At 45.9% G+C, this 24,309-nt stretch carries 22 protein-coding genes; 20 read left to right on the top strand and 2 right to left on the bottom strand.

The window, feature by feature from the left end; all coding sequences use genetic code 11:
* The first annotated feature begins 24 nt into the window (after window positions 1-24).
* The 10 genes from H8K55_RS19270 to H8K55_RS19225 all read left to right on the top strand — a co-directional run bounded on the left by H8K55_RS19270 (window position 25) and on the right by H8K55_RS19225 (window position 9,290).
* Window positions 25-333: an antibiotic biosynthesis monooxygenase family protein gene (locus H8K55_RS19270; RefSeq protein WP_186943695.1), complete on the top strand. Its 309-nt coding sequence runs from the start codon at window positions 25-27 to the stop codon at window positions 331-333.
* 201 nt (window positions 334-534) lie between these two features.
* The gene (gshA, locus tag H8K55_RS19265; RefSeq protein WP_186943694.1) at window positions 535-1,833 is read left to right on the top strand and encodes a glutamate--cysteine ligase; all 1,299 of its coding nucleotides are present in this window, start codon (window positions 535-537) and stop codon (window positions 1,831-1,833) included.
* 13 nt (window positions 1,834-1,846) lie between these two features.
* On the top strand, window positions 1,847-2,794 hold the full coding sequence (gshB, locus tag H8K55_RS19260) for a glutathione synthase (protein WP_186943709.1): 948 nt from the start codon (window positions 1,847-1,849) through the stop codon (window positions 2,792-2,794).
* Between the two features lie 47 nt (window positions 2,795-2,841).
* Entirely contained in the window at window positions 2,842-3,249 is a 408-nt protein-coding gene (locus H8K55_RS19255; protein ID WP_186943693.1) for a PTS sugar transporter subunit IIA, read from the top strand.
* A 53-nt stretch (window positions 3,250-3,302) separates the two neighbouring features.
* Window positions 3,303-3,572 carry an HPr family phosphocarrier protein gene (locus tag H8K55_RS19250; protein WP_186922380.1) on the top strand — a complete coding sequence of 90 codons (270 nt, stop codon included), beginning with the start codon at window positions 3,303-3,305 and terminating at the stop codon, window positions 3,570-3,572.
* A gap of 54 nt (window positions 3,573-3,626) precedes the next feature.
* A complete protein-coding gene (ptsP, locus tag H8K55_RS19245) occupies window positions 3,627-5,396 on the top strand; it encodes a phosphoenolpyruvate--protein phosphotransferase (protein ID WP_186943692.1) in 1,770 nt (589 codons plus the stop codon).
* 336 nt (window positions 5,397-5,732) lie between these two features.
* A complete protein-coding gene (locus H8K55_RS19240) occupies window positions 5,733-7,472 on the top strand; it encodes a methyl-accepting chemotaxis protein (protein ID WP_230408723.1) in 1,740 nt (579 codons plus the stop codon).
* 124 nt (window positions 7,473-7,596) lie between these two features.
* Complete coding sequence (locus H8K55_RS19235) at window positions 7,597-7,920, top strand: energy transducer TonB (RefSeq protein ID WP_186943707.1); 324 nt, start codon at window positions 7,597-7,599, stop codon at window positions 7,918-7,920.
* Between the two features lie 64 nt (window positions 7,921-7,984).
* Complete coding sequence (locus H8K55_RS19230; protein WP_186943691.1) at window positions 7,985-8,329, top strand: energy transducer TonB; 345 nt, start codon at window positions 7,985-7,987, stop codon at window positions 8,327-8,329.
* A gap of 130 nt (window positions 8,330-8,459) precedes the next feature.
* Window positions 8,460-9,290, top strand: coding sequence for a branched-chain amino acid aminotransferase (locus H8K55_RS19225; protein ID WP_186943690.1), 831 nt, complete (start codon window positions 8,460-8,462; stop codon window positions 9,288-9,290).
* Between the two features lie 118 nt (window positions 9,291-9,408).
* Here H8K55_RS19225 and H8K55_RS19220 read toward each other — a convergent pair whose 3' ends face one another.
* Window positions 9,409-11,064, bottom strand: coding sequence for an MFS transporter (locus tag H8K55_RS19220; RefSeq protein WP_230408722.1), 1,656 nt, complete (start codon window positions 11,062-11,064; stop codon window positions 9,409-9,411).
* Between the two features lie 305 nt (window positions 11,065-11,369).
* Here H8K55_RS19220 and glpD point away from each other — a divergent pair, with 305 nt between their 5' ends.
* The 5 genes from glpD to H8K55_RS19195 all read left to right on the top strand — a co-directional run bounded on the left by glpD (window position 11,370) and on the right by H8K55_RS19195 (window position 16,042).
* Entirely contained in the window at window positions 11,370-12,953 is a 1,584-nt protein-coding gene (glpD, locus tag H8K55_RS19215; protein ID WP_186943689.1) for a glycerol-3-phosphate dehydrogenase, read from the top strand.
* Between the two features lie 159 nt (window positions 12,954-13,112).
* Window positions 13,113-13,898, top strand: a complete 786-nt coding sequence (locus H8K55_RS19210) for a DUF1700 domain-containing protein (RefSeq protein WP_186943688.1) — start codon at window positions 13,113-13,115, stop codon at window positions 13,896-13,898.
* Window positions 13,899-13,971: 73 nt separating this feature from the next.
* Window positions 13,972-14,187 (top strand): hypothetical protein, encoded by a 216-nt coding sequence (locus H8K55_RS19205; protein WP_186943687.1) that lies wholly within the window; start codon window positions 13,972-13,974, stop codon window positions 14,185-14,187.
* Between the two features lie 321 nt (window positions 14,188-14,508).
* Window positions 14,509-15,615, top strand: coding sequence for a substrate-binding domain-containing protein (locus H8K55_RS19200; RefSeq protein WP_186943686.1), 1,107 nt, complete (start codon window positions 14,509-14,511; stop codon window positions 15,613-15,615).
* Window positions 15,616-15,676: 61 nt separating this feature from the next.
* Entirely contained in the window at window positions 15,677-16,042 is a 366-nt protein-coding gene (locus H8K55_RS19195) for a hypothetical protein (protein ID WP_186943685.1), read from the top strand.
* Window positions 16,043-16,091: 49 nt separating this feature from the next.
* Here H8K55_RS19195 and H8K55_RS19190 read toward each other — a convergent pair whose 3' ends face one another.
* Complete coding sequence (locus tag H8K55_RS19190; protein WP_186943684.1) at window positions 16,092-17,006, bottom strand: 1-aminocyclopropane-1-carboxylate deaminase/D-cysteine desulfhydrase; 915 nt, start codon at window positions 17,004-17,006, stop codon at window positions 16,092-16,094.
* Window positions 17,007-17,129: 123 nt separating this feature from the next.
* Here H8K55_RS19190 and H8K55_RS19185 point away from each other — a divergent pair, with 123 nt between their 5' ends.
* The 5 genes from H8K55_RS19185 to H8K55_RS19165 all read left to right on the top strand — a co-directional run bounded on the left by H8K55_RS19185 (window position 17,130) and on the right by H8K55_RS19165 (window position 24,101).
* Complete coding sequence (locus H8K55_RS19185) at window positions 17,130-17,783, top strand: GGDEF domain-containing protein (protein ID WP_186943683.1); 654 nt, start codon at window positions 17,130-17,132, stop codon at window positions 17,781-17,783.
* Window positions 17,784-17,949: 166 nt separating this feature from the next.
* Window positions 17,950-19,920 (top strand): CocE/NonD family hydrolase, encoded by a 1,971-nt coding sequence (locus tag H8K55_RS19180; RefSeq protein ID WP_186943682.1) that lies wholly within the window; start codon window positions 17,950-17,952, stop codon window positions 19,918-19,920.
* Window positions 19,921-20,077: 157 nt separating this feature from the next.
* Window positions 20,078-21,802: an HD-GYP domain-containing protein gene (locus H8K55_RS22220; protein WP_186943681.1), complete on the top strand. Its 1,725-nt coding sequence runs from the start codon at window positions 20,078-20,080 to the stop codon at window positions 21,800-21,802.
* Window positions 21,803-21,851: 49 nt separating this feature from the next.
* On the top strand, window positions 21,852-23,147 hold the full coding sequence (locus H8K55_RS19170; RefSeq protein ID WP_186943680.1) for a bifunctional diguanylate cyclase/phosphodiesterase: 1,296 nt from the start codon (window positions 21,852-21,854) through the stop codon (window positions 23,145-23,147).
* Between the two features lie 36 nt (window positions 23,148-23,183).
* Entirely contained in the window at window positions 23,184-24,101 is a 918-nt protein-coding gene (locus tag H8K55_RS19165; protein WP_186943679.1) for a methylglyoxal synthase, read from the top strand.
* The last annotated feature ends 208 nt before the right edge of the window (window positions 24,102-24,309 follow it).

The following is a 24,309-nucleotide window of genomic DNA, read 5'->3' as shown; positions in this document are numbered from 1 at the left end:
ATATACATTACAGAAGGGTTTAATATGATTTTAGAACTGGCAGAAATTTGCATCCATCCTGGACAACAAGCTGAATTTGATGTGGCGATTCAACGAGGCTTAAATGAGGTCATCGCCCATGCGAAGGGCTTTCGTGGATTTAAAGTCAATAAGGGAATAGAGTCACCTGAGCGTTATATCTTGATGATATTTTGGGAGACTTTAGAAAACCATACCATTGACTTCCGCGGATCGGAAGCATTTGCCGCATGGCGCAGCATAGTCGGTCCATTTTTTGCGGTACCGCCTGTTGTCGAACATTTCGATTTGTTAGCCAAATCAGCGCAAGTATAAAAACGAGCATAAAAACGAGTATAAAAACAAGTGAAAAAATCACTTATAGTACTCAGGGGATTGTGATCTTGTGAATCATGATTCTGCCCCAAGTTGTAAAGATTGATTCACTGATAGTTTGTGCATGACTGCGCGACCCTGGTTGCTACATTGTTTGCTACATGGTTGCCGCAACATGCTTCTGAGTTTGTAAAGGTTATTATGGTTCCTCATCTCGCCACCGCTTTAAACGGTCCACTGCTCGATTTTGAAAAGAAAATTCTGGAAGCGACTCCGTCGATTGAGCGTTGGTTCCGGCTTGAATGGCAGGAACATACCCCGCCATTTTATTGTTCTGTCGATATGCGTAATTCCGGTTTTAAATTGGCACCGGTCGATACCAATTTATTTCCAGGTGGGTTTAATCATCTGGGTTCGGAAATGTTGCCGCTGGCAGTCCAGGCTTCAATGGCAGCGATTGAAAAATATTGTCCCGATGCGCGTAACCTATTATTGATTCCCGAGGATCGCCCATGTAATGGCTCGTATTGGCAAAACATCGCGCGTCAGATGCAGATTTATCGCCAGACTGGTTTGAATGTACGACTAGGTAATTTGGATGAAAGCTGCACCGAGAACAAAACGATTACCTTGCCCGAAGGTGGTGAACTGGTGTTGGAACCTTTGCAGCGATCCGCAAATGGGCGTCGTTTAGGTCTGAAGAATTTTGATCCTTGCACGATCCTGTTGAACAACGATTTATCGACACGCATTCCGGCTATCTTAGAAAACATTCACGAGCAGACGTTGTTACCGCCCTTGCACGCTGGTTGGGCAATGCGACGTAAAACCAATCACTTCGCCAGTTACGATGAGGTCGTGAAGAAGTTTGCAAAAATGGTGGATATTGACCCATGGTTGATCAATCCATTTTTTGCAAAATGTGGCGATGTTGATTTTGAAGCGGGCACAGGCTTGGATGGATTAATGGCGACCGTCGACACCATACTCGCGAAGATCAAAAAGAAATACAAAGAATACGGCATCAAAGATAAGCCATTCGTGATTGTGAAAGCGGATGCCGGAACCTGTGGGATGGGCATCATGACTGTGCGTGATTCGCGTGAAGTCCGCGATCTGAATTCAAAACAGCGCAATAAAATGACCGTCGTCAAAGATGGTCGTGAAGTGCACGATTATATTGTGCAAGAGGGTGTGTATACCTTTGAGCAAATTGACGAAAGTGTGGCTGAGCCAGTCGTGTATATGATAGATCGTTACGTGGTAGGTGGTTTCTATCGTGTACATCAAGATCGTGGCATAGACGAAAATCTGAATGCGCCAGGGATGGAATTTGTGCCGCTCGCATTTGCGCAGCAACACGCAGTGCCAGACATGCGCGCCAAACCGGGTACGGCTGCACCGAATCGTTTTTACATGTATGGTGTGGTGGCGCGCTTGGCATTATTGGCAGCGTCCCTTGAGCTTGAGAAAACCGATCCAAACCCAGAAATTTATTGAGTCTAAACCTATGATGAAATTTGCTTTTCTTACCGATCCTTTAGCGCAATTTAAGACGTATAAAGATTCCACCTACGCCATGATGGTGGAGGCGGTAAAGCGTGGGCACAAAATTTTTGCATTCGGCCCAGCTGATATGGCATTGACTGCGGGTGTAGTTAGCGCGTCCGTGCAGGAAGTGCAGTTAACTGGCGATGCCGATCAATGGTATCAATTAGGTGAACTGCACGAATGTCATTTGCATGAGTTTGATGCTGTCTTGCAGCGTAAAGATCCGCCATTTGATATGGAGTATATCTATGCAACGTATTTGCTGGATATTGCAGAGCGCCAAGGTGCGCGGGTGTTTAACAAACCCTCAGCAATTCGTGATCACAATGAGAAATTGAGTATCGCGCAATTTCCGCAATTTACGACACCGACTCTGGTGACTCGTAATGAGCAAAAAATTCGTGCTTTTTTTGACCAGCATCGCGACATTATTTTGAAGCCCTTAGATGGCATGGGCGGCGCTGGGATTTTTCGGGTGCGTGAAGATGGAATGAATTTAGGTTCCGTCATTGAAACGCTGACGGATAATCAACAACGTACCATTATGGTGCAAAAATATATTCCGGAAATTGTACACGGCGACAAACGCATCTTATTGATAGATGGAAGCGTCGTGCCATACGCCTTGGCGCGAATTCCACAAAATGGGGAAGTGCGTGGTAATTTGGCAGCCGGTGGCATCGGCGTCGCACAAAAACTAACTGAACGTGACCTCGAAATCGCACAGACTTTAGCGCCAATACTATCCGAACGCGGCTTGTTGCTGGTAGGATTAGATGTGATAGGCAACTACCTGACGGAAGTGAATGTGACTAGTCCAACTTGCTTCCAGGAGATATTCCAGCAAACTGGTGTGAATGTGGCCGCGATGTTTATCGATGCACTAGAAAAACGGGTTCTTGCTAAATAACAGCGGTGGAATTCGTGAAATGTTTTGACTTGAATTAGGAACGTAGCATGGTAGGTTTACTTTTATTAACACATGCGCCTTTGGGAAGTGCTTTTGTGCAGGCTGCCTCGCATGTTTTTCGCAGTAAACCAGAGCGCTTAGAAGCGATCGACGTTGTTGCCGACCAAAATGTAGATGATGTACGCCGCCTGGCAAGTGAGGCGGTTGCTCGTTTGGATGATGGGTCTGGAGTGCTGATCATGACCGATATTCTTGGTGGTACGCCATCCAATTGCTGTCCACAAATGGCGGATGCCAGCCAGATCGCGGTGATCGCGGGCATCAGCCTGCCTATGTTGTTGAGAGCTATCACCTATCGTCAGGATCAATTAGATGTGGTGGTCGAGATGGCGCTTGCTGGCGGTCAGAATGGCGCAACCCGTGTAGAAAACCGCATTCGTATTGCACAAAATTAGCTTGCTTGCGGCAATTTTTTTGAACCGAATACCTTGAAGTAAAGTGAAGAAAAATGATTCAACAAGAAATTGAAATTATTAATAAACTCGGTTTGCATGCGCGCGCTTCAGCAAAGCTGACACAGTTAGGTGGTAAATTTAAATGTGAAGTTTGGTTGACGCGAAATAACCGTCGGGTTAACGGAAAATCTATCATGGGCGTGATGATGCTGGCGGCCGGAAAAGGCACTAAAGTCTTGCTGGAAACGAACGGTGAAGATGAGCAAGCCTGTTTTGACGCGATTGCGGCCTTGATCAACGACCGTTTCGGCGAAGGCGAATAATTCTGATTTTGTCGCGCGTTTTTTCTCTTACCTACTAACACTTAGCGAGGCCACGTGGCGTCCTTTACTCTGCAAGGTATTCCTGTTTCACGCGGTATTACGATAGGCCGTGCTCATCTGTTGCGACCCGCAGCAATGGACGTTAAGCATTATCTGATCGCACAAGAACAGGTGGAAGCTGAAGTTGAACGCCTGCGACAAGCGATTGCTCGCGTGCAGTTAGATTTGCAATCTATTTGGGCAGAGCTGCCAACCGACGCGCCCACTGAGTTAGGCGCTTTTCTCGATGTACATGCTTTAATTTTGTCCGACCCTATGGTGTCGGAAATGCCGCTGGATATTATCCGCACCCGTCATTACAACGCGGAATGGGCTTTGGTCACGCAAGTTGATGCATTATCGGCGCAGTTTGATGAGATTGAAGACGAATACCTGCGTGAGCGCAAAGCCGATATTCAACAAGTCGCCGAACGTGTATTGAAGATTTTGACCGGTAGTGCGCATCAGATTCCACGCGCCTTAGGCGTGGATGAACGCAACGCGAATATGATAGTCGTTGCTAAAGATATTTCGCCTGCTGACATGATGCAATTTCGCGATGTCGCCTTCACCGGTTTCGTGACGGACGAAGGTGGTACCAATTCGCATACGGCGATTGTGTCGCGTAGTCTTGGTATTCCTGCTGTCGTGGGTTTGGGTAATGCATCGCATTTGATCATGCAAGATGACTGGCTCATCATCGACAGTGATGCCGGCGTGGTGATCGTTGCACCATCTCCTTTGTTGATTGCCCAGTACCGTAACCAACAGGCGGTGTTACTCAAAGCCAGAAAAAAACTCGGCAAATTAAAGAAAACTCCTGCTATTACTTTAGATGGCATTGAAGTCACTTTGCTGGCGAACATTGAACTTCCTGAGGATGCGCATGCCGCCTTGGAAGCTGGCGCCAGCGGTGTTGGTTTATTCCGTTCTGAATTTTTGTTCATGGGACGGACTGGTGCCGAACATCAATTGCCAAGTGAAGAAGAACAATTCCTCGCCTATCAACGCGCAGTGCAAAGCATGAAAGGCAAGCCCGTTACGATTCGTACTCTGGATGTGGGGGCGGACAAGCCCATGGATCATAGCGAGCATAATATTTTGAATCCGGCATTGGGTTTGCGGGCTATCCGTTATTGCTTGAAAGAGCCTCAGATATTTTTGACACAGCTGCGAGCGATCTTGCGCGCATCAGCGTTCGGCACCGTACATATATTGATTCCGATGATCGCGCATGCGTTCGAAATCGATCAGTCCTTAGCGATGATAGAACAAGCAAAAGATGCGCTACGTGCTGAAGGAGTTGCATTCGATGAAGCGGTGCAAGTCGGTGCAATGATAGAAATACCTGCCGCTGCATTGAGCTTGCCGATGTTTGTTAAGAAACTCGATTTTTTATCAATAGGCACGAATGATTTAATCCAATATACGCTGGCGATCGATCGCGCTGATCACGAGGTTGCGCATCTTTACAATGATACGCATCCAGCTATTCTTCAGCTGTTGCACATGACTGTTAGTGCAGCAGAAAAAGCAGAAATCCCTGTGGCAATTTGTGGCGGTATGGCTGGTGATATCAAGTTAACCCGTCTGTTAATCGGCATGGGTTTTCGTGAACTTTCGATGCCAGCGGCTTTGCTTCCGGAAATCAAACAAGAGATTCTCGGTACAAATATCGCGGAATTGGAGACAAGTATTAAGAAGATTTTACGCACCTATGATCCGCACGTCATACAAGAACTTTTAGTAGGGGTTCGTGAGCAGGTTTTTACACCACAAAGCTGATGGATGTGTTTGATTTATAACGAAAAAATCTTTATTGAGAGAATCAGTACTTACGTGTAAAATTCCCTAGGAGAAATTTTTAATTGTCGTATTATTTATTCTCACAGGGTCGATTCTAGTGGTTTTTTGCCACCAGGTGACTTGCCAACAGGCAAAAATGGGGTATATTCTAACCAAGCAGTGGACTTGTCGCTCGCGCCAATCCCGCACGTCTCAGTAAGAATGATGTTTTATCCTTATTGTCTAAAAATATAAGACTCAAATTTGTTATTTTTAATATTAAAAATTAATGCAAATATTGAGAAATTTTGAACTTCCTTACTTGGTTGAATAGACATGAACTTAACTACAATGAAAGTGGGTAAGCGCCTCGGACTCGGCTTCGCACTTGTCCTGATATTGCTCATTGCCGTCACTAGCCTGGGCATTTCGAGAATGGCGTTGATTCAAGATCGACTTGAAGACATTGTGAATGTGAGTAATGTAAAAAGTCGCTTAATTATAGATATGCGAGCGATCGTCTATGACCGCCAAGTGTCATTGCGTAATCTTACTTTATTGACCGATATTGATGACATGGCGAAAGATCTGAAAAAGATCGACGAGCAGTCAAAAAATTATGGTGATAAAGAAAGCAAACTGGCTGACATGCTCAAAGGTGAGAGTGGATCTTCCGCTGAGCGCACCTTGATAACTAAGTTAAAAGAAAAAGAAAAAGCCGCGGCGTCCCTGCCGAATATGGCGCGCGACTTAGGCATTGCGAACAATCCTGAAGGCGCAACGATTGCCTTGATCAAAAAAATTCGCCCCGTGCAGGATGAGTGGTACAAAGTCTTAGATGAATTAGTCGCGCTCGAAGATAAGCAAAATGCCGTAGTGGCTGACGAAGCGAAATCAGCATTTGGCAATGCACGTAATGTGCTTTTGATGTTGGGTGGTCTGGCTTTGCTGTTAGGTATTATTGCTGCAGTCATTATTACTCGTAGCTTGTTGAAGCAATTGGGTGGCGAGCCTGACTATGCAGCTGATATCGCAAGTCAGATTGCGGCCGGCGATTTGTCGGGCATTATCGACACGAACAATGGCGATACAGAAAGCTTATTAGCAGAGATGAAGACCATGCGTGACAGTTTGGTCAATATCGTCGGACAGGTTAGGGTTGGTACCGATACGATCGCTACTGCGTCACGTGAAATTGCTACTGGTAATCTGGATTTGTCCTCACGTACTGAACAGCAAGCAAGTTCACTAGAAAAAACGACCGCGTCGATGAAAGAATTGACGACGACAGTTAAGCAAAATGCGGACAATGCACGTGAAGCGAATAAATTGGCAGCTTCTGCTTCTGATGTTGCGCGTCAAGGTGGTGTCGTTGTAGCCGAAGTAGTAGATACCATGAGCTCGATTAATGAGTCCGCGAAGAAAATCGTCGATATTATTAGTGTGATTGACGGTATCGCTTTCCAAACGAATATTTTGGCATTGAATGCAGCTGTTGAAGCGGCTCGTGCAGGTGAACAAGGCCGTGGTTTTGCCGTGGTTGCATCCGAAGTCCGTAGTTTGGCGCAACGTAGTGCAGCTGCTGCAAAAGAAATTAAGACCTTAATCGGCGATTCAGTTGAAAAAGTTGAAGTAGGTAGTAAACTGGTAGGACAAGCTGGTGCAACGATTGATGAAGTCGTCTCTAGCGTGCGTCATGTGACCGATATCATTGCCGAGATCAGTGCTGCTAGCCAAGAACAAAGTACTGGCATCGAAGCAGTCAATCTCGCCATTATTGAAATGGATGGCATGACACAGCAGAATGCAGCCTTGGTAGAAGAAGCGGCTGCCGCTGCACAGAGCTTGCAAGATCAGGCTGGTGAATTGGCTAAGGTGGTCAGTATTTTTAAATTGAGTCCAGGGGAAAATGCTTTTGCGAATCGTCCAGCAACGCCGCCAGCACGTCGGGTAGAGCCAGCGCCAGCAGCAGTTGCGAAGCCAAGAGCGGCGGTCAAATCTCTGCCTGCAGCAAAGCCAGCACCAAAGAGAGCGGCTCCTGCGAAAAGTGATGATAATGATTGGGAAGAGTTTTAAGCTGGAAGTTGATTGATGGAGTTGGTTGGGCTGTTTCGCTTGTTGTACTTATTAGCTTGTTTTACTTCTTAGGTAGTAGTCATGCTGAATTGATCAGAGGCCAAATATGCGATTCTATTTTTCGATGCTAAGTATTATTTTTGCTGTTTTTGTGAGTAACTTTGCCAACGCGGCGGTGGTTCAGCCCGTTATGGATACTAAGTCATGTGATTTGCCGAAGTATCCCAAGGCTTCCTTGATTAATGAAGAAACGGGTACAGTGTCGATGTCTTTATTGATTGGAGTTGACGGCAAGGTGATGGAATCAAAAGTCGATGCCTCAAGTGGCTCTAAGAGTTTAGATAAGGCTGCATTGAGTGCTTTTGCAGCGTGCAAATTTAAGCCTGGAACAAAAGATGGCAAGGCAGAACAAATGTGGGTCAAAATAGATTATGTTTGGAAATTTTAGTCTATAAAATTTCTAAACAATACGGATTTTGACTTTTAACTAATTAATTTGAATGAGTTTGTCTATGAATGCGAAATTATCCCTGATACTTACGGGTTTCCTGATTGCAGCTTCAAGCGTTGCATATGCCGCTGATGTTGCCCCCGTAATGGATAGTAAGTCATGTGAGTCACCTAAGTACCCTAAAGCAGCGTTGATGAATGAGGAAACTGGTACTGTGACTATGGGTTTTTTGGTCGGGACTGATGGTAAAGTTGTCGAGTCAAAAATAGAAAAATCCAGCGGATCTAAGAGTTTGGATAAAGCGGCGTTGTCCGCATTGAGTTTGTGCAAATTTAAACCAGGAACAAAAGACGGTAAGCCTGATCAATTATGGGCAAAAGTCGATTTCGTGTGGAAGCTTGAATAAAGCCTAGCTATATCAATATTTCCAACCCGCCTGATATTGGCGGGTTTTATTTTATCTAAAGCAGCTCTGGTTTGAGTCAAACTCAATAAGTTAATGATTCTGATCAAGTGAAAAAAACTAGGTGATGAGTATGTACTTAACATTTACAAATGGTGCATGGGTAGAAGGCAATGTACCTGTCATGGGCGCGATGGATCACAGTGTTTGGCTAGGCTCATCAGTCTTTGACGGTGCGCGGGCGATTCATGGACATTTGCCCGATTTACGTTTGCATCTGGCCAGAGCGATTCGTTCAGCGGAATATTTGGGATTAAGCTGCCCCTATAATCTGGATGAGTTGGAAGAGCTTTGTCGCGTTGGTGTGCAGAAGTTTCCTGCAGACGCAGAGATCTACATCCGGCCTTTAATTTTTGGTACGGAAGGTTTGTTAATTCCTAGTCAGTCGGGATTCGCACTGACTTTATTCGATGCTCCTTTGCCAGCTTTTGCAGGTTTTTCCGCTTGCTTGGTACAGCAACAGCGTCCGAGTCCGTCTATGGCACCAACTGATGCGAAGGCATCTTGCTTATATCCAAATACTACCCGTGCCTTACGTGATGCGAAAGACCGAGGTTTTGACAACGCAGTGGTTTGTGACGCAGAAGGGCATGTCGCGGAATTTGCCACAGCGAATTTGTTTTTTGTCGATGCTGATGGCAAGCTCGTTACGCCTGTTCCGAATGGAACTTTTTTGTCTGGTATTACACGCGCCAGAGTGATTGATTTACTCGATAAGCAAGGTGTACAAGTAGTGCAGCGCAGCGTTAAACCTGTTGAACTGTTACACGCACGAGAAATTTTCAATACGGGTAATTTTGGCAAAGTGATGCCATGTACGCGTTATGAAGATCATCAAATGCCAATTGGTGAATTGACGACTTTAGCACGCAAGCTATATATGGAATTTATGTCTGCTACCTAAGTGATATAGTCGCAATCGCACTTATTTCTTATGTCTGTAGTCAAATATAAAATTGCAGAATAAAAAACGCCCGATCAATGTTTGATCGGGCGTTTCTTTTTGAACTGCTGTTTAAGGACTAATCATTAGCATAGATATCAATATCTTTCGTTTCTTTGATAAATAGCATGCCGATGACGAAGGTCGCTGTAGCAACGATAATTGGGTACCACAGACCGTTGTACATATTGCCTGTCTGCGCGACGATCGCGACGCCAGTTGCTGGTAGTAAACCGCCGAACCAGCCGTTACCGATGTGATAAGGCAGGGACATAGAGGTGTAGCGAATGCGGGTTGGGAACATCTCTACCAACATTGCAGCAATCGGGCCATATACCATCGTTACGTACACCACCAAAATCGACAGAATCAAAATAATCATCGGCTTATTGAGGCCAGCGGGATCTGCTTTTGCTGGATAGCCGGCCGCACGCAAGGCATCAACTACAGATTTTTTGAATGCAGTATCTTTGGTTTTTGCGTCGGCTGGTGCCATACCATTCGACGTGTAAGATTCAATTACCGTCGTGCCAATCGCAATCGTTGCAGGACCTTTTCCTTCTACCGTCTCATAGCTGGCAGAGTTCGCGGCCAACACTTGTTTTGCAATGTCGCAAGAGCTGGTGAATTTCTTCGTACCCGTTGGATTAAATTGGAAAGAGCATTCCGCAGGATCTGCCGTAACTACAATTTTATTTGCTGCTTGCGCTGCGGCGAGTGCTGGATTTGCTGCTTCCGTCAACGCTTTAAACAATGGGAAGTAAGTCAACGCTGCAATCAGGCAGCCAGCCATAATAATCGGCTTACGACCGATCTTGTCCGATAATGCGCCGAAAATCACGAAGAATGGCGTACCGATGATCAGCGATGCAGCAATCATCAAGTTAGCCGTAGCATTGTCAACCTTGAGTGTGTTCGTTAAGAAGAACAACGCATAGAATTGACCAGTGTACCAAACTACTGCTTGACCAGCAGTTAATCCGACCAAAGCTAAAATAACGATCTTCAAATTACTCCATTTACCGAAAGATTCGGTTAAAGGTGCCTTTGATACTTTGCCCTCTGACTTCATTTTTGCAAATGCAGGTGATTCGTTCATGGACATACGAATCCATACTGAGATGATCAATAACAATGCTGATACCCAGAACGGAATACGCCACCCCCAATTGGCAAATTCTTCTTCACCAACTGCTGTACGTGCGCCAAGAATAACTAGCAAGGATAAGAACAATCCCAGCGTCGCCGTCGTTTGAATCCATGACGTGAAGAAGCCACGCTTGTTAGCTGGAGAATGTTCAGCAACATAGGTTGCTGCACCACCGTATTCGCCGCCCAAGGCCAAGCCTTGCAGCATACGTAAGGCGATTAAGAGGATTGGTGCGGCAATGCCGATCACCTCAAATCCGGGTAAGCAACCTACAATAAAAGTAGAGCCACCCATAATCACGATCGTCACCAAGAAAGTATATTTCCGACCAATCATGTCACCTAAACGACCAAACACCAAGGCACCGAATGGACGAACAATAAATCCTGCCGCAAACGCTAGCAGAGAGAAAATCATTTGAGAGTTTGGATCAAGTGCGGTAAAGAATTTCTTACCAATGATGGCTGCGAGCGTGCCGTATAGATAAAAGTCATACCATTCAAAAACTGTTCCTAGTGAAGAGGCGAAAATGACTTTTCGCTCTTCTTTCGTCATGCTTTGCGATGCAACATTCGGGTTACCCATATAGTGTCTCCTCTTGTGGTTGTTGTAATGCTACTCTGTAGTCGTGCTGCAATTCCTCATATATTGATTTAATCAACTAATAAACTATCAATTTTGGTTAAGAATGACAATCAGTATTTTCCCGTAACTGCAAAAAAACTCACAAAATTCGTACTCGTTGTACGACAACAAATTTAAATAACTTTCTGCATACAATCTTTGCTAAATGTCTTACAGTCTTTCGGATATCCTCCCACGAAACGGATTGTTAGAAATCCTGGTCGTCATCAATTTTGACTTATATCAAACAAAAGAGTGGACAAACTATGCAAGTGGGTACGCATCAATATCAATGCGATTTGTTGATTGTTGGAGGTGGAATTAATGGCGCAGGTATTGCCCGTGACGCGGCAGGGAGAGGGCTATCGGTTATTTTGTGTGAAAAAGATGACTTGGCCGCACATACTTCTTCCGCATCGTCCAAGTTAATACATGGAGGTTTGCGTTATCTGGAATATTACGAATTCTCTTTGGTGCGAAAAGCTTTGATTGAGCGCGAGGATTTACTGCGTATTGCACCACATTTGATTTCACCTTTGCGCTTTGTGATGCCGCGCACGCCTGGCTTGCGCCCGGGATGGCTGTTGCGCGCTGGCTTATTTATATACGACCATCTCGCCGAGCGACAACTACTGCCTGGGACGCAGAGCATCTCGTTTAACCAACATGTAAGTGGTGCTTGCCTACAGCCAAATCTGAAAAAAGGATTCTTGTATTCGGATGCCTGGGTTGATGATGCTCGCTTGGTTGTGTTAAATGCCTTGGACGCACAAGAGCGCGGGGCCAAGATTTTGACTCGAACTGAATGTACACATTTGACTCAAGATAATGGTCGTTGGAAGCTACAACTAAGGCGTAAGACAGCCCAAGGCACACAGCAAATAAATGTTGATGCCGCTTGCGTGGTGAATGCGACTGGGGCCTGGGCGGCACAGATACAACATCAGTCAGATCCGGCTATGCCGGCGAAAAAGCTACGATTAATTAAGGGCAGTCATATTGTGGTGCGTAAGCTGTTTGACCATGACCACGCTTATATCTTTCAACACGCAGATGGTCGCATTGTATTTGCGATTCCTTATGAATCTGAGTTCACCTTGATAGGCACAACGGACTTTGAGTACCAAGGGAATCTGGACAGTCTACAAATTTCGGAACAAGAAATCGCTTATTTGTGTGGCCTGAGCAATCAGTATTTTTTGCAACAGATTTCAGCTGCAGATGTATTGCATAGTTATTCAGGAGTACGTCCACTCGTCGATGACGGGCATGCGGATGCAAAATCAATCACGCGAGACTATCGTCTGGATTGGGTGCAAGAGGGGGCGCCAATTCTGCACGTGTTCGGTGGCAAGATCACCACGTACCGACGACTGGCGGAAGATGCTATGCAAAAAATAGCACCCTATTTCAACAAGGATACGAGCTCTTGGACTAAGACGGTTTGCTTACCCGGAGGCGATGTTTTTTCAGCGCATGTCGATAACCAAAATGTCGAGCATCTACCTCAGTTCGTGCAAAGATGTCAGCAACAATATGATTGGTTGTCGTCTGCCACCGTGCGTCGTATGGCTCATGCGTATGGAAGTCGACTACATAAACTCTTGGCAGATTGCACGAAGGAAGCGGACATGGGGGAACAGATTCTGAATGGCCTGTATGCGGTCGAAGTGCGCTATCTATTAGATGTGGAATTTGCGGCTTCGGCGCACGATATTTTATGGCGCCGTTCAAAACTTGGATTGCATTTGCCCGCGTCTGCTGAGTCCATCCTAGACGAATGGATTGCACGTCACAGCACTCGATCGGCGCTGTCGGCAGATATAACGTTCGATATTCCAAATCACTGATCGTCTGCCACTCTTTGGTTTCATTCATCCCTGAAATCTGCCTTTTATCCCCATTGTTTAGCAATGTGTCGCTCTTTGATGTCCTTGCTCACAACTTGCATTTACAGTGACATCATTGATGAATTGAAGACATCTGAAATGTTAGATAGGGAGAGAAAAATGAATAGGACCGAATACATGAATACCTTGCAACAAGAATTGCAAGGCTTGCCTGAAGCAGTTGTGGCTGAGACGATGGCTTATTACGACAAACAATTTACCGATGGTGCGGCGGCTGGATTGACCGAAGTAGGCATCGCAGAAAAATTAGCAAATCCGCGTTTAGTCGCAGCGCAGAATCGAGCGAATGTGCGATTCCAGCACCTAAAAAATGACTTCAGCGCGGGCAATATTTTTACCCTGTTTGTCGCAATGATAGGTGTAGTGGTATTTAATTTCTTTATGTTGATTCCAGCGTTTATTTATGGCGCATTCTTATTCGCAGCCTATCTCGGATCGTTGATCGTATATGGTGCTGGTATAGTGGTCTTTGCAGCGAGTGTTTCCGGCGTGCCGCAAATGGAATTCAAGTTGCCACACCAGCATCAGCGTTTGCACGGCAATCATATTTACTCCCAAATGCAGCATCGTGAAGGCGCGGTTACTGTGAATTTGAGTGAGAGCGGAGTCGAGGTAGATAAGGGCGGACACAGAGTTGGCAACAATGGCGTAAGCGACGTTGATAAATTCAGTGTACAGGAGCGCCATGCAAATACCTTGAGTATTAAAAATAACATGCAACGCAAACATATTTTTTATGGTTTAGGTTTGTTAATAGGTGGTACAGCCTTGCTGTTGTTGTGTATCTGGATGACACGGTTGACCGTTGTTGGTTTCGGCAAGTATTTCATGTGGAATCTGAGTCTGATTCGCGCCACCGTTCGCAGCTCGCCAGCGCAGGCTTAGTTACTAAATTAGCTGCGCAATCAGTCGCTACAGCGTGCCACACCCTTATTGATGAATATAGTTGGAGATAGAAATGAAATCTTTATTAAAATTTGGTGCAGTCTTACTTAGCTTTGGCCTCGTCTTGAGTATGGTCGGTGTTGTGATTGTCCGGGCGCATGCGGTGCCCGAACCGGCATCAGAAGCCGTGTCTAAGACACCGACGACAGTGCCTGCGCCTGCGACAAGTACCACCAATCCTACCAATCCCACCAACCCAGCCGTGGTCAGTTCTGTTCCTAAGTCTTGAGCTGACATTTTGTGGATTAAAAATAGCCCGTACCTTCTTGAGGTGACCCCGACGGGCTATTTTTCTGTGTTAAAACTGTCCCAATTTCTCAACCCCAATCAGTGCAGATCGGGCGATGTTTTCTCAGCGTATGATCTCCAGCGGCACTCTAGTGCCTTAAAAACACACTTTTGCCACATAAGCGTGTTGACTTTTGTTGACACAATTGCGCTTGTGGTCGTTCTGCGATAATCTTTGAGCGTTTGCGAAATTTCATGTAAGCAATTTAAAATTGAAACTGAAATTATGCGATTTATCGTTCACCCTGATTGATCTGGATTTATGACTACTTTCCACAGTAAAAGCTTACTTGTCATGTTGTTTGTGTCTTGCGTATTCTCCGGAGCACAAGCTCAACAAAATTCCATGCAGTTTACGAGTGCGGCTAATGCCAAAGTGGCGAAAGCCTCAGCACTCAAATCAAAATGGGACGGCCCTACTTCAGGGCCACAAATTCTAAAAGATAAAAAGATCATATTTATCGCGCACGATATGAGTGATGCGGGTACTTATGGTGTCTTTAATGGCATGAAAGAAGCAGCGGTCGGAACAGGCTGGCAGGTTCTTCCTTTGGACTGCCGCGGACAATGTAATCAAGGCGCGGGTGTCGTCAAGCAAGCTTTGGATATGAAGCCGCAAGGTATCGTATTAGCTGGTGTCGATGCAGCAAGTCAAGCCAAAGGTTTAACTGCAGCGGCTGACGCAAAAGTACCAGTCGTTGGTTGGCATGCGAGCTTTAAAGCTGGTGCAGTGCCGGGCTTGTTCACTAATATCACGACCGATCCAAAAGATGCAGCGCAAATTGCAGCCCTGTTCGGAGCTGCTGAAGCCAGCAATAAAGCGGGCATCGTCGTTTTTACCGATACATCAACACCGTATATGGCAACCAAGTCTGGTGCGATTGTGGAAGTATTACGTCAATGTGAAGCTTGCCGTATTTTGAGTACAGAAGATTTGCCATTGGTCGATGCGCGTAAGAAATTCCCTAGCGTCATTGAGGGTTTGGTTAAGCGCCATGGTTCTAAATGGACCCATATCATTGCAGTCAACGATGTCTATTTTGATATGTTGGATAAACCAGAGATTGAGCAACTGATCGCGGGCAACAAATTGCGTGGAATTTCTGCTGGTGATGGTTCTCCTACTGCCTTCAAGCGAATTCGTAAAAGTGATATACAAATTGGTACTGTGCCTGAACCTTTGCTCTTACACGGCTGGCAATTGGTAGACGAGTTGAATCGTGCTATGTCCAAAGTTGCACCTAGCGGTTATCATACACCCTTGCACTTGGTCACTTTGCAGAACATCACTTACGATGGTGGACCAAAAGATGTGTTTGATCCATCCAGTGATTTCCGTGCAAAATATCTTTCCTATTGGGGAAAATAAACTGACCATGTCATAGCAAAAAGGGCGAATGATTCGCCCTTTTTTATTTGGGAAACGAGTTATGAATAAAGCTGAAGCTATACAAATCGCGAATGAATCCTTACGAGCCAATGCACTTAACGAAGGCAATACGCAATTTTCTCAATTGGTGCGCTATGTCAGCGATGAGGGATGGTGGTTAAATATTCCCTTGGCAAATTTTCGTAAGGAAAATCATTTTCTGCTGTGCAGCGAAAAAGCTAAAATAATCCGGCATATCATGCTAAAACCCAATTGCATTTTGAGCCCAGCCACAAAATTTCGAGTGAAAGATGGCGTTGCGGATGTCTTTATTTCGGCCGCGAATCCGCGCAAATTAGTGGATATCTTACAAGGTGGGAGTAAGTATAGTTTTAATAAACATTTGGTCGATGAACATCGTTTTTAGGTTCTGCTAAGACTAGCCAAAATCCACCTTTAATTGCATCGATTCTGAATTAAGACTGAAGGAATCCGCGGTTTCCTTGTAAACCGCCTGTGTGTACGGCTACCACACGCTCCCCAGCGGAAAATTTTCCAGCATGGCATAGCTGATGCAATGCATAAAACATTTTTCCAGTATAAATCGGTTCAACTGGAATATGTGTATCTGCAAAAAATCTATCGCAAAACGCCAGCAGTTGGGGAGAGGTTTTGGCGAAGCCACCGTGCGTGAACTCATGCAAAATATCGAAATTGTCGTAGGCGGGATGTTCGGCACGTACCAATAATTCTTGAATCTGCGCCCGTAAATATTGGCTATTTTGTACTGCAGCGATCCCAATCACGCGACCTCGGTCTTGCATTCCCGCGACAATGCCAGCTAAACTTGTGCCAGTACCGCAGGCCACGATCATGTTGCTGGGGTGCTCGCCAAGTTCATGCCTGACTTCATCGACCAATTCCGCCATACCTCGCACCGCTTCAACACTGCTACCGCCTTCTGGCAGCCACAAATAGTTGTTGCTTTCTGGTGGCACCCATAGACGCCAATGATCTATCTGATCGCGCAATTCACGATAATCGGCGCGCGAGACAAAATGCAATTCCATTCCTAACTGGCGACAGTCTTCCAGTGTCGCGGTCAGTGCTTGTGCCTCTCCAGGGATGCCTCGTACCAGACCGATGGTGCGAAAACCCAAGATGTGACCCGCATGTGCCAATGCATGTAAGTGATTTGACCAAGCGCCGCCCATAGATACCAATGTCGTTAGCCTAGGGTCTGCCGCTAACAGTGTATGTTTGAGTTTGCGAAACTTATTTCCAGAAACCTGCGGTTGCAACAAGTCGTCGCGTTTGACCCAGAGGTCTATGCCTGGAAACAAGGGGCTTTGGATATTTTGTAAGGGCGAGGAATGCGACAGAAAATTCATACAGGCTTGCTGAACAGCTCTAAAGTAGCTATTGTAAGCTTATTGCAAGCCCTATTGCCATGCTGAAATATGGTGGTATTTTTACCTTGATGGCTGATTCACTCTTTATTGAACACTCTACCCATGCCAAGAAATACTAAGCAGACCATCCCCTTTGCTCAGCAACAATTGCTGGAGGCAATAGCACACATCAAAGAAGGCAATAATCGCGATGATGTCGTGCCAAAGTTAGAAGCCGTCATGGCACAGTTGCAAACTTTAGTCACACATGATCACCTTACAGGTGCCTTGACCCGACATACCTTGATTGAGCGTTTAGACGGAGAGTTACAGCGCTCACAGCGTACTGGGCACACTTTTACTGTGGCGTTGATTGGCGTCGATGATTTGCCAGAAATCATGGAGCGCCATGGGCAAGATGTAACCAAGCGCATTTTGCAAGTATTAACCGCAGAGTCCTCGCAGGTATTACGTAGCTTGGATTCATTTGGGCGATATGCCGCGACCGAATTTGCGATTGTGATGCCAACTACCTGGCTAGACCAGAGTCTTATTGCGATCAATCGTTTGAAAGCATGTTTGGATGCTTATGCGTGGAACGATATCGCAGACGATTTACTAGTCAATTTTTGCACTGGATTAACAACCAATGCCGCTGGTGATAACACGGAAAAAGTGTTGGAACGTGCGAACCAAGCTTTGCAACAGGCGCGACAACAGGGACGCAACTCCGTCGTACAGATTGAAGCCGACTTGCCAGACTTTAAATTGGAATAGCTGCCGCGACTTGAGATTAGCCACTGTTCACGGTTGTCACGAAAAGTCTGGACTGATAGCCTGAACTAAATTGACTAATGTATGGTCAGACTAGGATCAGCTCGTTCAGTTGCTTTACTACGTGTCAAACTTTTTGCTGTACATTTTCCAATGAAAGATTTGTTATATGAAATGTCGTATCGCTAGCAATTTATTCGCCGCCTTATTGTGCGGTTTTCTGGGTCTTAGCAGCCTCAGCTTGTCTGCAAGCGCAGCGACAGCCGCTGCAACAAATGCCAATGCCACTTTGGATGAAAAAGAAAGTGCGGCGGAGCGAGCTGAGTACATACGCAAGCATTACACGAAATTCGAATATCGTATTCCCGCTCGTGACGGAAAATTACTATTTACTTCGGTGTACGTTCCAAATGATGCCAGCGCAAATAAGCGTTATCCGATATTGCTAGTGCGAACCCCATACACGGTCGCCCCTTACAGTACCGATAAATACAAGACCCGCCTCGGCCCTACTTCGGAATATGAAAAAGAAGGCTTCATTTTCGCGTTTCAAGATGTGCGTGGCAAGAATATGTCCGAAGGTGAGTTTGTGAACATGCGCCCGCACATCAGCAAAAAGATGAGCAAGAGCGATGTGGATGAAAGCAGTGATACTTACGACAGTATCGATTGGATGATCAAGAACCTCCCTGCGAACAATGGCAAAGTAGGGCAGTGGGGAATCTCCTATCCCGGCTTTTATACTTCCGCTGGTGCGATTGACTCGCATCCGGCATTAAAAGCAGTATCGCCACAAGCGCCAATTGCGGATTGGTTCCGTGGTGACGACATGCATAGAAATGGTGCATTCAATGTACAACTGGCGTTTAGTTTTTTTAGTGGATTCGGAAAACCACGACCAGTTCCCACCGATGTCAATAACGACAGAGGATTCGATTGGGGCGTACCCGATGCCTATCAATTTTTCTTGGAATTGGGATCGTTGGCGAATGCGAACGCCAAGCACTTCAAAGGCGATATCCCATTCTGGAATGAATTGATGGAGCATCCAAATTACGATAGCTATTGGCAGGCAAAAAATTTATTGCCGCATTTGAAAAATATTAAAGCGGCGGTGATGACAGTGGGTGGTTGGTATGACACTGAAGATCTTTATGGCCCATTGCAAACTTATAAAGCTATAGAAAAAAATAACCCGGGTATCAGCAATACGCTGGTGATTGGACCTTGGGTACATGGTGGTTGGACGAATACCACAGGTGAAAAAATTGGTGATACCAATTTTGGCTTCAAGACCGCTTATACCTATCAACCAATCGAGTTTGCATTCTTTAAACACCACTTAAAAGCTGGCGACAAACCTGCTTTGCCAGAGGCTTGGGTTTTTGAAACGGGTGCCAATCGTTGGCGCGGTTTTGATAGCTGGCCACCAGCCAATACGCAAACGAAGTCTTTGTATTTTCAAGCGGATAGTAAGTTAAGTTTTGATGTGCCTAAGGATAGCGCGCTAAGCTTTGATGAATATGTCAGCGATCCAGCCAAGCCTGTGCCTTACACGACTGAAATTGGCAATCGCTGGAGTAATCAATATGTCGCGATGGATCAGCGATTTGCTGGCAGCCGCCCCGATGTATTGACGTATCAAACCGAGGTGTTGGAACGTGACGTGACATTCGCCGGACCGCTAGAAGCATTGCTGTTTGTCAGTACAACCGGTAGTGATGCCGATTTTGTGGTGAAGTTGATTGACGTGAATCCGAATAAAATGGATAACGCTGTCGGTGAACCGAATCGTGGTGCGCAGCAAACCTTAGTCCGCGGTGAGCCATTCCGCGCCCGTTTCCGCGATAGTTTTGAGCACCCAAAGGCGATGGTACCGAATCAAGTGCATCAAGTGAAATTTGCAATCAATGATGTCATGCATACCTTCCAGCGTGGTCATCGCATCATGATTCAAGTGCAATCATCCTGGTTCCCTTTCATTGATCGCAATCCGCAAAAGTATGTCGATAATATCTATAACGCAAAGGATAGTGATTTCATAAAAGCCAATCATCGTTTGTATCGTGGCGCTGACAAGTTGAGTCGATTACAAGTTCAGGTCTTGCCAGCTTTGGATGAAAAAGCGGAATCAAAATAAATTAAGTATTTATGTAGGAAAAAACCCGCAATTTGCGGGTTTTTTTTTATCTATCGTTCGCCTGAATACATAAAGTCGTTATGATTAGGGCTATACGCAAAAACCATAGCATTTGCTGTTGCGTCGGATTTATTTAATTTTAAAAAGTGATTAGCTCGTGGCCTATAAGACGCATCAATTATGTGAAGCACTCCGCATCCGAATTGATGATTTGCGTTTAGGAATGTTCATTACTGATTTGGATAGGCCTTGGGCGCAAACGCCGTTTATGCTTCAGGGTTTTTTGCTTAGCGAAGCTCTTGATTTACAAACATTGCAAGGCTTGGTGAAAGAACTTGTGATTGACCCGCGCCGCAGTAACGAACATGCCTTAGTTCATTTACCTTTTGATAGCCTGTATGAGCTCAAGCAAGTCGGTGCGACCAATCCCCGCAATGCCTTAGCGCATAGAGTCGAAATCGATGAGCAGCAAAGTCAAGTCGATAGAGTTGTTGGTTGGTTGCATAGAAAATTCACTAAGTCAGACTATGCAACGACGCATCGCTTGCGCCATCACCCACATCACGTCCAACATCAACATCCCAAAAAGGCTTTGCATCACCATAAAAATAAAGCAACGCCGCACGCGCCGCCCGAATTCGCTCGCTTTGAACAAGCTGCGCTGCATAAAGAGGACGAGACTGTTGCCCATAGCTTGAGTCGCACACACACAGGTGCGAACCGACAATTCGCTGCGATGATGCAAGGCATGGAGCCGCGCGACGCGAATAATGCTGGTTTGAATTGGTGGGAGCGCTGGTTACGGTGGAGCGAGCAGGGGCGACACTTACATCGCTCACTCTGGAATCGTCCAAAACACGCGAAGAATAAATTACGGCGACCAGAATACATCCCTGAAGAAATTCATCTGGTGACTTATCGTGATCAGGTGGCAATGACCGAAGAGCTAGTCCGTGCGCGTGATGTTGCCGAAAAAGCCGATGCTTTGATCGATAAATTGCATCAAGATTTGCGCAATATGCAGTCCTTGGAATTGAAAGAGGTTCTGCCAACCGTGCAGTTATTGGCCGATAGTGTGATCTCGAATCCGTCGGCGATGATGTGGCTGCTACGCATGCGTTCAGAGAATATGAAAGTGGTGTCGCACGCCTTGAAGGTGTCGGTGTATATGTTGAGTTTAGGCAGACATATTGGTTTTTCTAAACAGCAGTTAATTGAACTTGGATTTATTGGTTTATTACTTGATATCGGCAAATTAGAAATGCCTGAATCCTTGTTGGAAAAACCTAGCAAATTATCGCCAGCCGAGGCGGAAATCATTCAGACACATGTGAATGCCAGCATCAACTTATTGGAAGCGCAAGCGCCTTTAAGCGTGAACGTGAAATTGGGAATCGACCAGCACCATGAAAGGATGGACGGCAGCGGATATCCACGTGGTTTAGTGGGCGCTGAAATTAGTATTTTCGGAAGAATGGCGGCAATTGCAGATAGTTTTGCGGCCATGACTTCTGCGCGTTCTTATGGGGAAACACGCTCTTCGTTTGATGCGATGAAAGAATTATTTCGCATGGCAGATGGGCAATTACATGCCCCACTGGTAGAAGAGTTTGTGCAGGCGATCGGTATCTTTCCAGTCGGAAGCTTGATTCAATTAACCACAGGTGAAGTGGCAATCGTATTAGAGCACAATAAAGTGCGCAGGTTAGATCCTAAAGTCTTGGTCTTAACAAAGGCAGATAAGAGTCTGTTAGAAAAACCCATGATGTTTGATTTGATGCGGCAAGATTTGGTCGACGACACCGAACGCATTAGTATTTTGCGTGGCCTTCCGGACGGCGCCTATGGTTTGGTTTGCCATGATTTTTATAAAGCATCGTAAGCACAAAAGTATCCAGTAGTATCCAGTAGTATCTAGGAGAAGGAATCGCATGACGAATCGACAAACACAAGCATTGCTGCCATCGCTAGATGCGTTTATGACGATGCTCGATACGGAAATTCAGGCCGCGAATGAGCAACAAATGGTCGCCGTGCTAGTCTTGTCGCTGCAACGTAGCGATCGCCTGCAAGCGCTCCTGAATTCTCAGTATGCGCACATCGTACAGACGCACTTCTGTGAAAATTTGCATCCTAGTTTGCGTGCAAAAGATCGATTTGTGTTTGCGACCGATAATGAATGTTGGTTTATTTTGCCGCAGTTGTCGTCTGAAGCCTTGGCAGTTCTGGCGGGGCATCGTTTATTGAATGCCTTAAGTGCTCCTTTGAAAATCGAAGCACACACGATTTTCTTTCATCCGAGTATCGGCATCGCGTGCGCTCCGCTGCACGCCAGCAAGGCTGCAGATCTATTGCGCATCGCTGATCAGGCGCAGAAGAATGCGCAGTTAAACAATTTGCGATTTGAACTGGCGAGTGTGCAGCGCGATCAAAGAAGTAGCCCAGATGATTTACCAAAAGCAATCAAGATGGTGCTGGACGACAATGCGCTGGAAATGCGCTATCAACCGAAAGTCGATCTGCGCTCAAAAAGCATTAAGTCTGTCGAAGCTTTGGTACGTTGGCCAGCAGATCATGCGCAAAGCGTCGCAACGAATTTACTGATCGATACGGCAGAACAATATGGCTTGATTGAGCAGTTGACGATACAAGTCTTTAATAAAGTTTTGCAAGAAGCCGCCAGTTGGGAAAGCATGGGTTTGCATGTCGTGGTCTGGATCAATTTATCCGCACGCTTGCTGGCTCTTGAACAGTTACCCAAAATATTGGAACGTTTGCTCAATGTCTGGAATATTCCCGCTTCTGCGATTGGCCTAGAGGTGACCGAGAGCGCTTTTATTCATGATATCGAACACACGACGGCCTTACTATTTGAGTTGAAGAATTTAGGCTTTCGTTTATCGATCGATGACTTCGGAACTGGGTATTCTTCACTCGCCTATTTGCGCCGCTTCCCTATCGATGAATTGAAGATTGATAGAGTGTTTGTACAGGGCATGATCAGCTCCAAGCAGGATAAGCAAATTGTGCAAAGTATTATCGGCCTGGCGCATAATTTTGGCTTGTCCGTCGTGGCAGAAGGTGTTGAACAAGAATCGACTTTGAATACCTTGCGTCTGATGGGCTGCGACGAAATTCAGGGATTTTATTTTGCGAAACCTATGCCAGGGCAAGACTTGCTGAATTGGTGTGAAGAATTCAATCGACATATAGTTGAACGCTTATAGAACGTTTGTAGTATTTTTTTTCGTGAAAAATTATTGATGAATAAGGCTCTGACAACTCCCACGCAAAGACGTTTGCGCATAGGTTTAATTGCGAATCGCGCCCATCAGGATGCGCATGATTCTGCCTTGGTACAATTATTTCAAAGGGCCACGAAGTCAATACAAGCTTTGAATATAGAGTGGATCGTGGTCGGGCGCACTTTAGATGCGATTCATACTCATGGCGTAGCCGATTTGTGCCAGCCGCATGTGCGCTTTCCTTATGGTCGCGATGGTGGTTTAATGAAACTGGTCGCGCATGTGGTGAACAGTGATCCGCAGAATTCGGTGGACGCCGTAATTTACTTGATTGACCCTGTCGATCACTCCTCGATTTTTCCCGAAGCGCTGGCGCTCAAGCGTCAATGCGTGATTCATCGCAAGCCATTCTTGTCGACCTTAGCAGCTGCTTGTGAGTGGTTGGAGTTAGAAGCTCTGGCGCAAGGCTCTGTGACGCATTTTAGTGCGCAATTGGGGATCAATTTGGGGCAGGAAAGTATTGCATTAATTGCGCATGACGCCTTGAAGCAAAACATGTTGCAGATCGCCGAGCAGCATTTCTCATTGCTCGATCAATTCGCGCATCGTTATGCGACTGGTACCACTGGGTCACTCTTGAATCAGTTGGCACAAAAAATCAAAGGGGAACAGGCTGGTCGCAATTGGGTGCAGCCATTTTTGTCTGGACCTATGGGCGGTGATGCGCAGATTGCGGAATTAGTCTTAGAGAAAAAAATCCGTCGCATCGTATTTTTGGAAGATCCGCACGTAGCCCGCCAACACGAGGCTGATATTCAATTATTAGAGCGTGCAGCACGTACGGTGACGGATTTTGCCTTAGTGCTGAGCGATGGCGCGGGAAGTGAGCGTTGGTTGCGTTTGCTTGGTGAACGATTGCGCCACTCACCCAATTAGGAACACTTAGGCACACTTCGGCACATCTAGGAAGTCAGCGCTCGGGCTTATGATCGATATTGTAGTTATTTCGACATTGATTCGGTACAATGCTAGATCTTGTTTTGCTTGTTTCCTCGTATTTTTCTTGGGCACTTTGCCTGAGCCGCTGGTGAGTATTTCCAGCGAGAATTTTTAGTAATCGTAATCCGCGATTGTCTGTCTCACG

The sequence above is a fragment of the Affinundibacterium flavidum genome, assembly GCF_014284175.1.
Taxonomy (GTDB): Bacteria; Pseudomonadota; Gammaproteobacteria; order Burkholderiales; family Burkholderiaceae_D; genus Undibacterium; species Undibacterium flavidum.
This window is presented reverse-complemented; position numbering and strand designations above follow the sequence as displayed.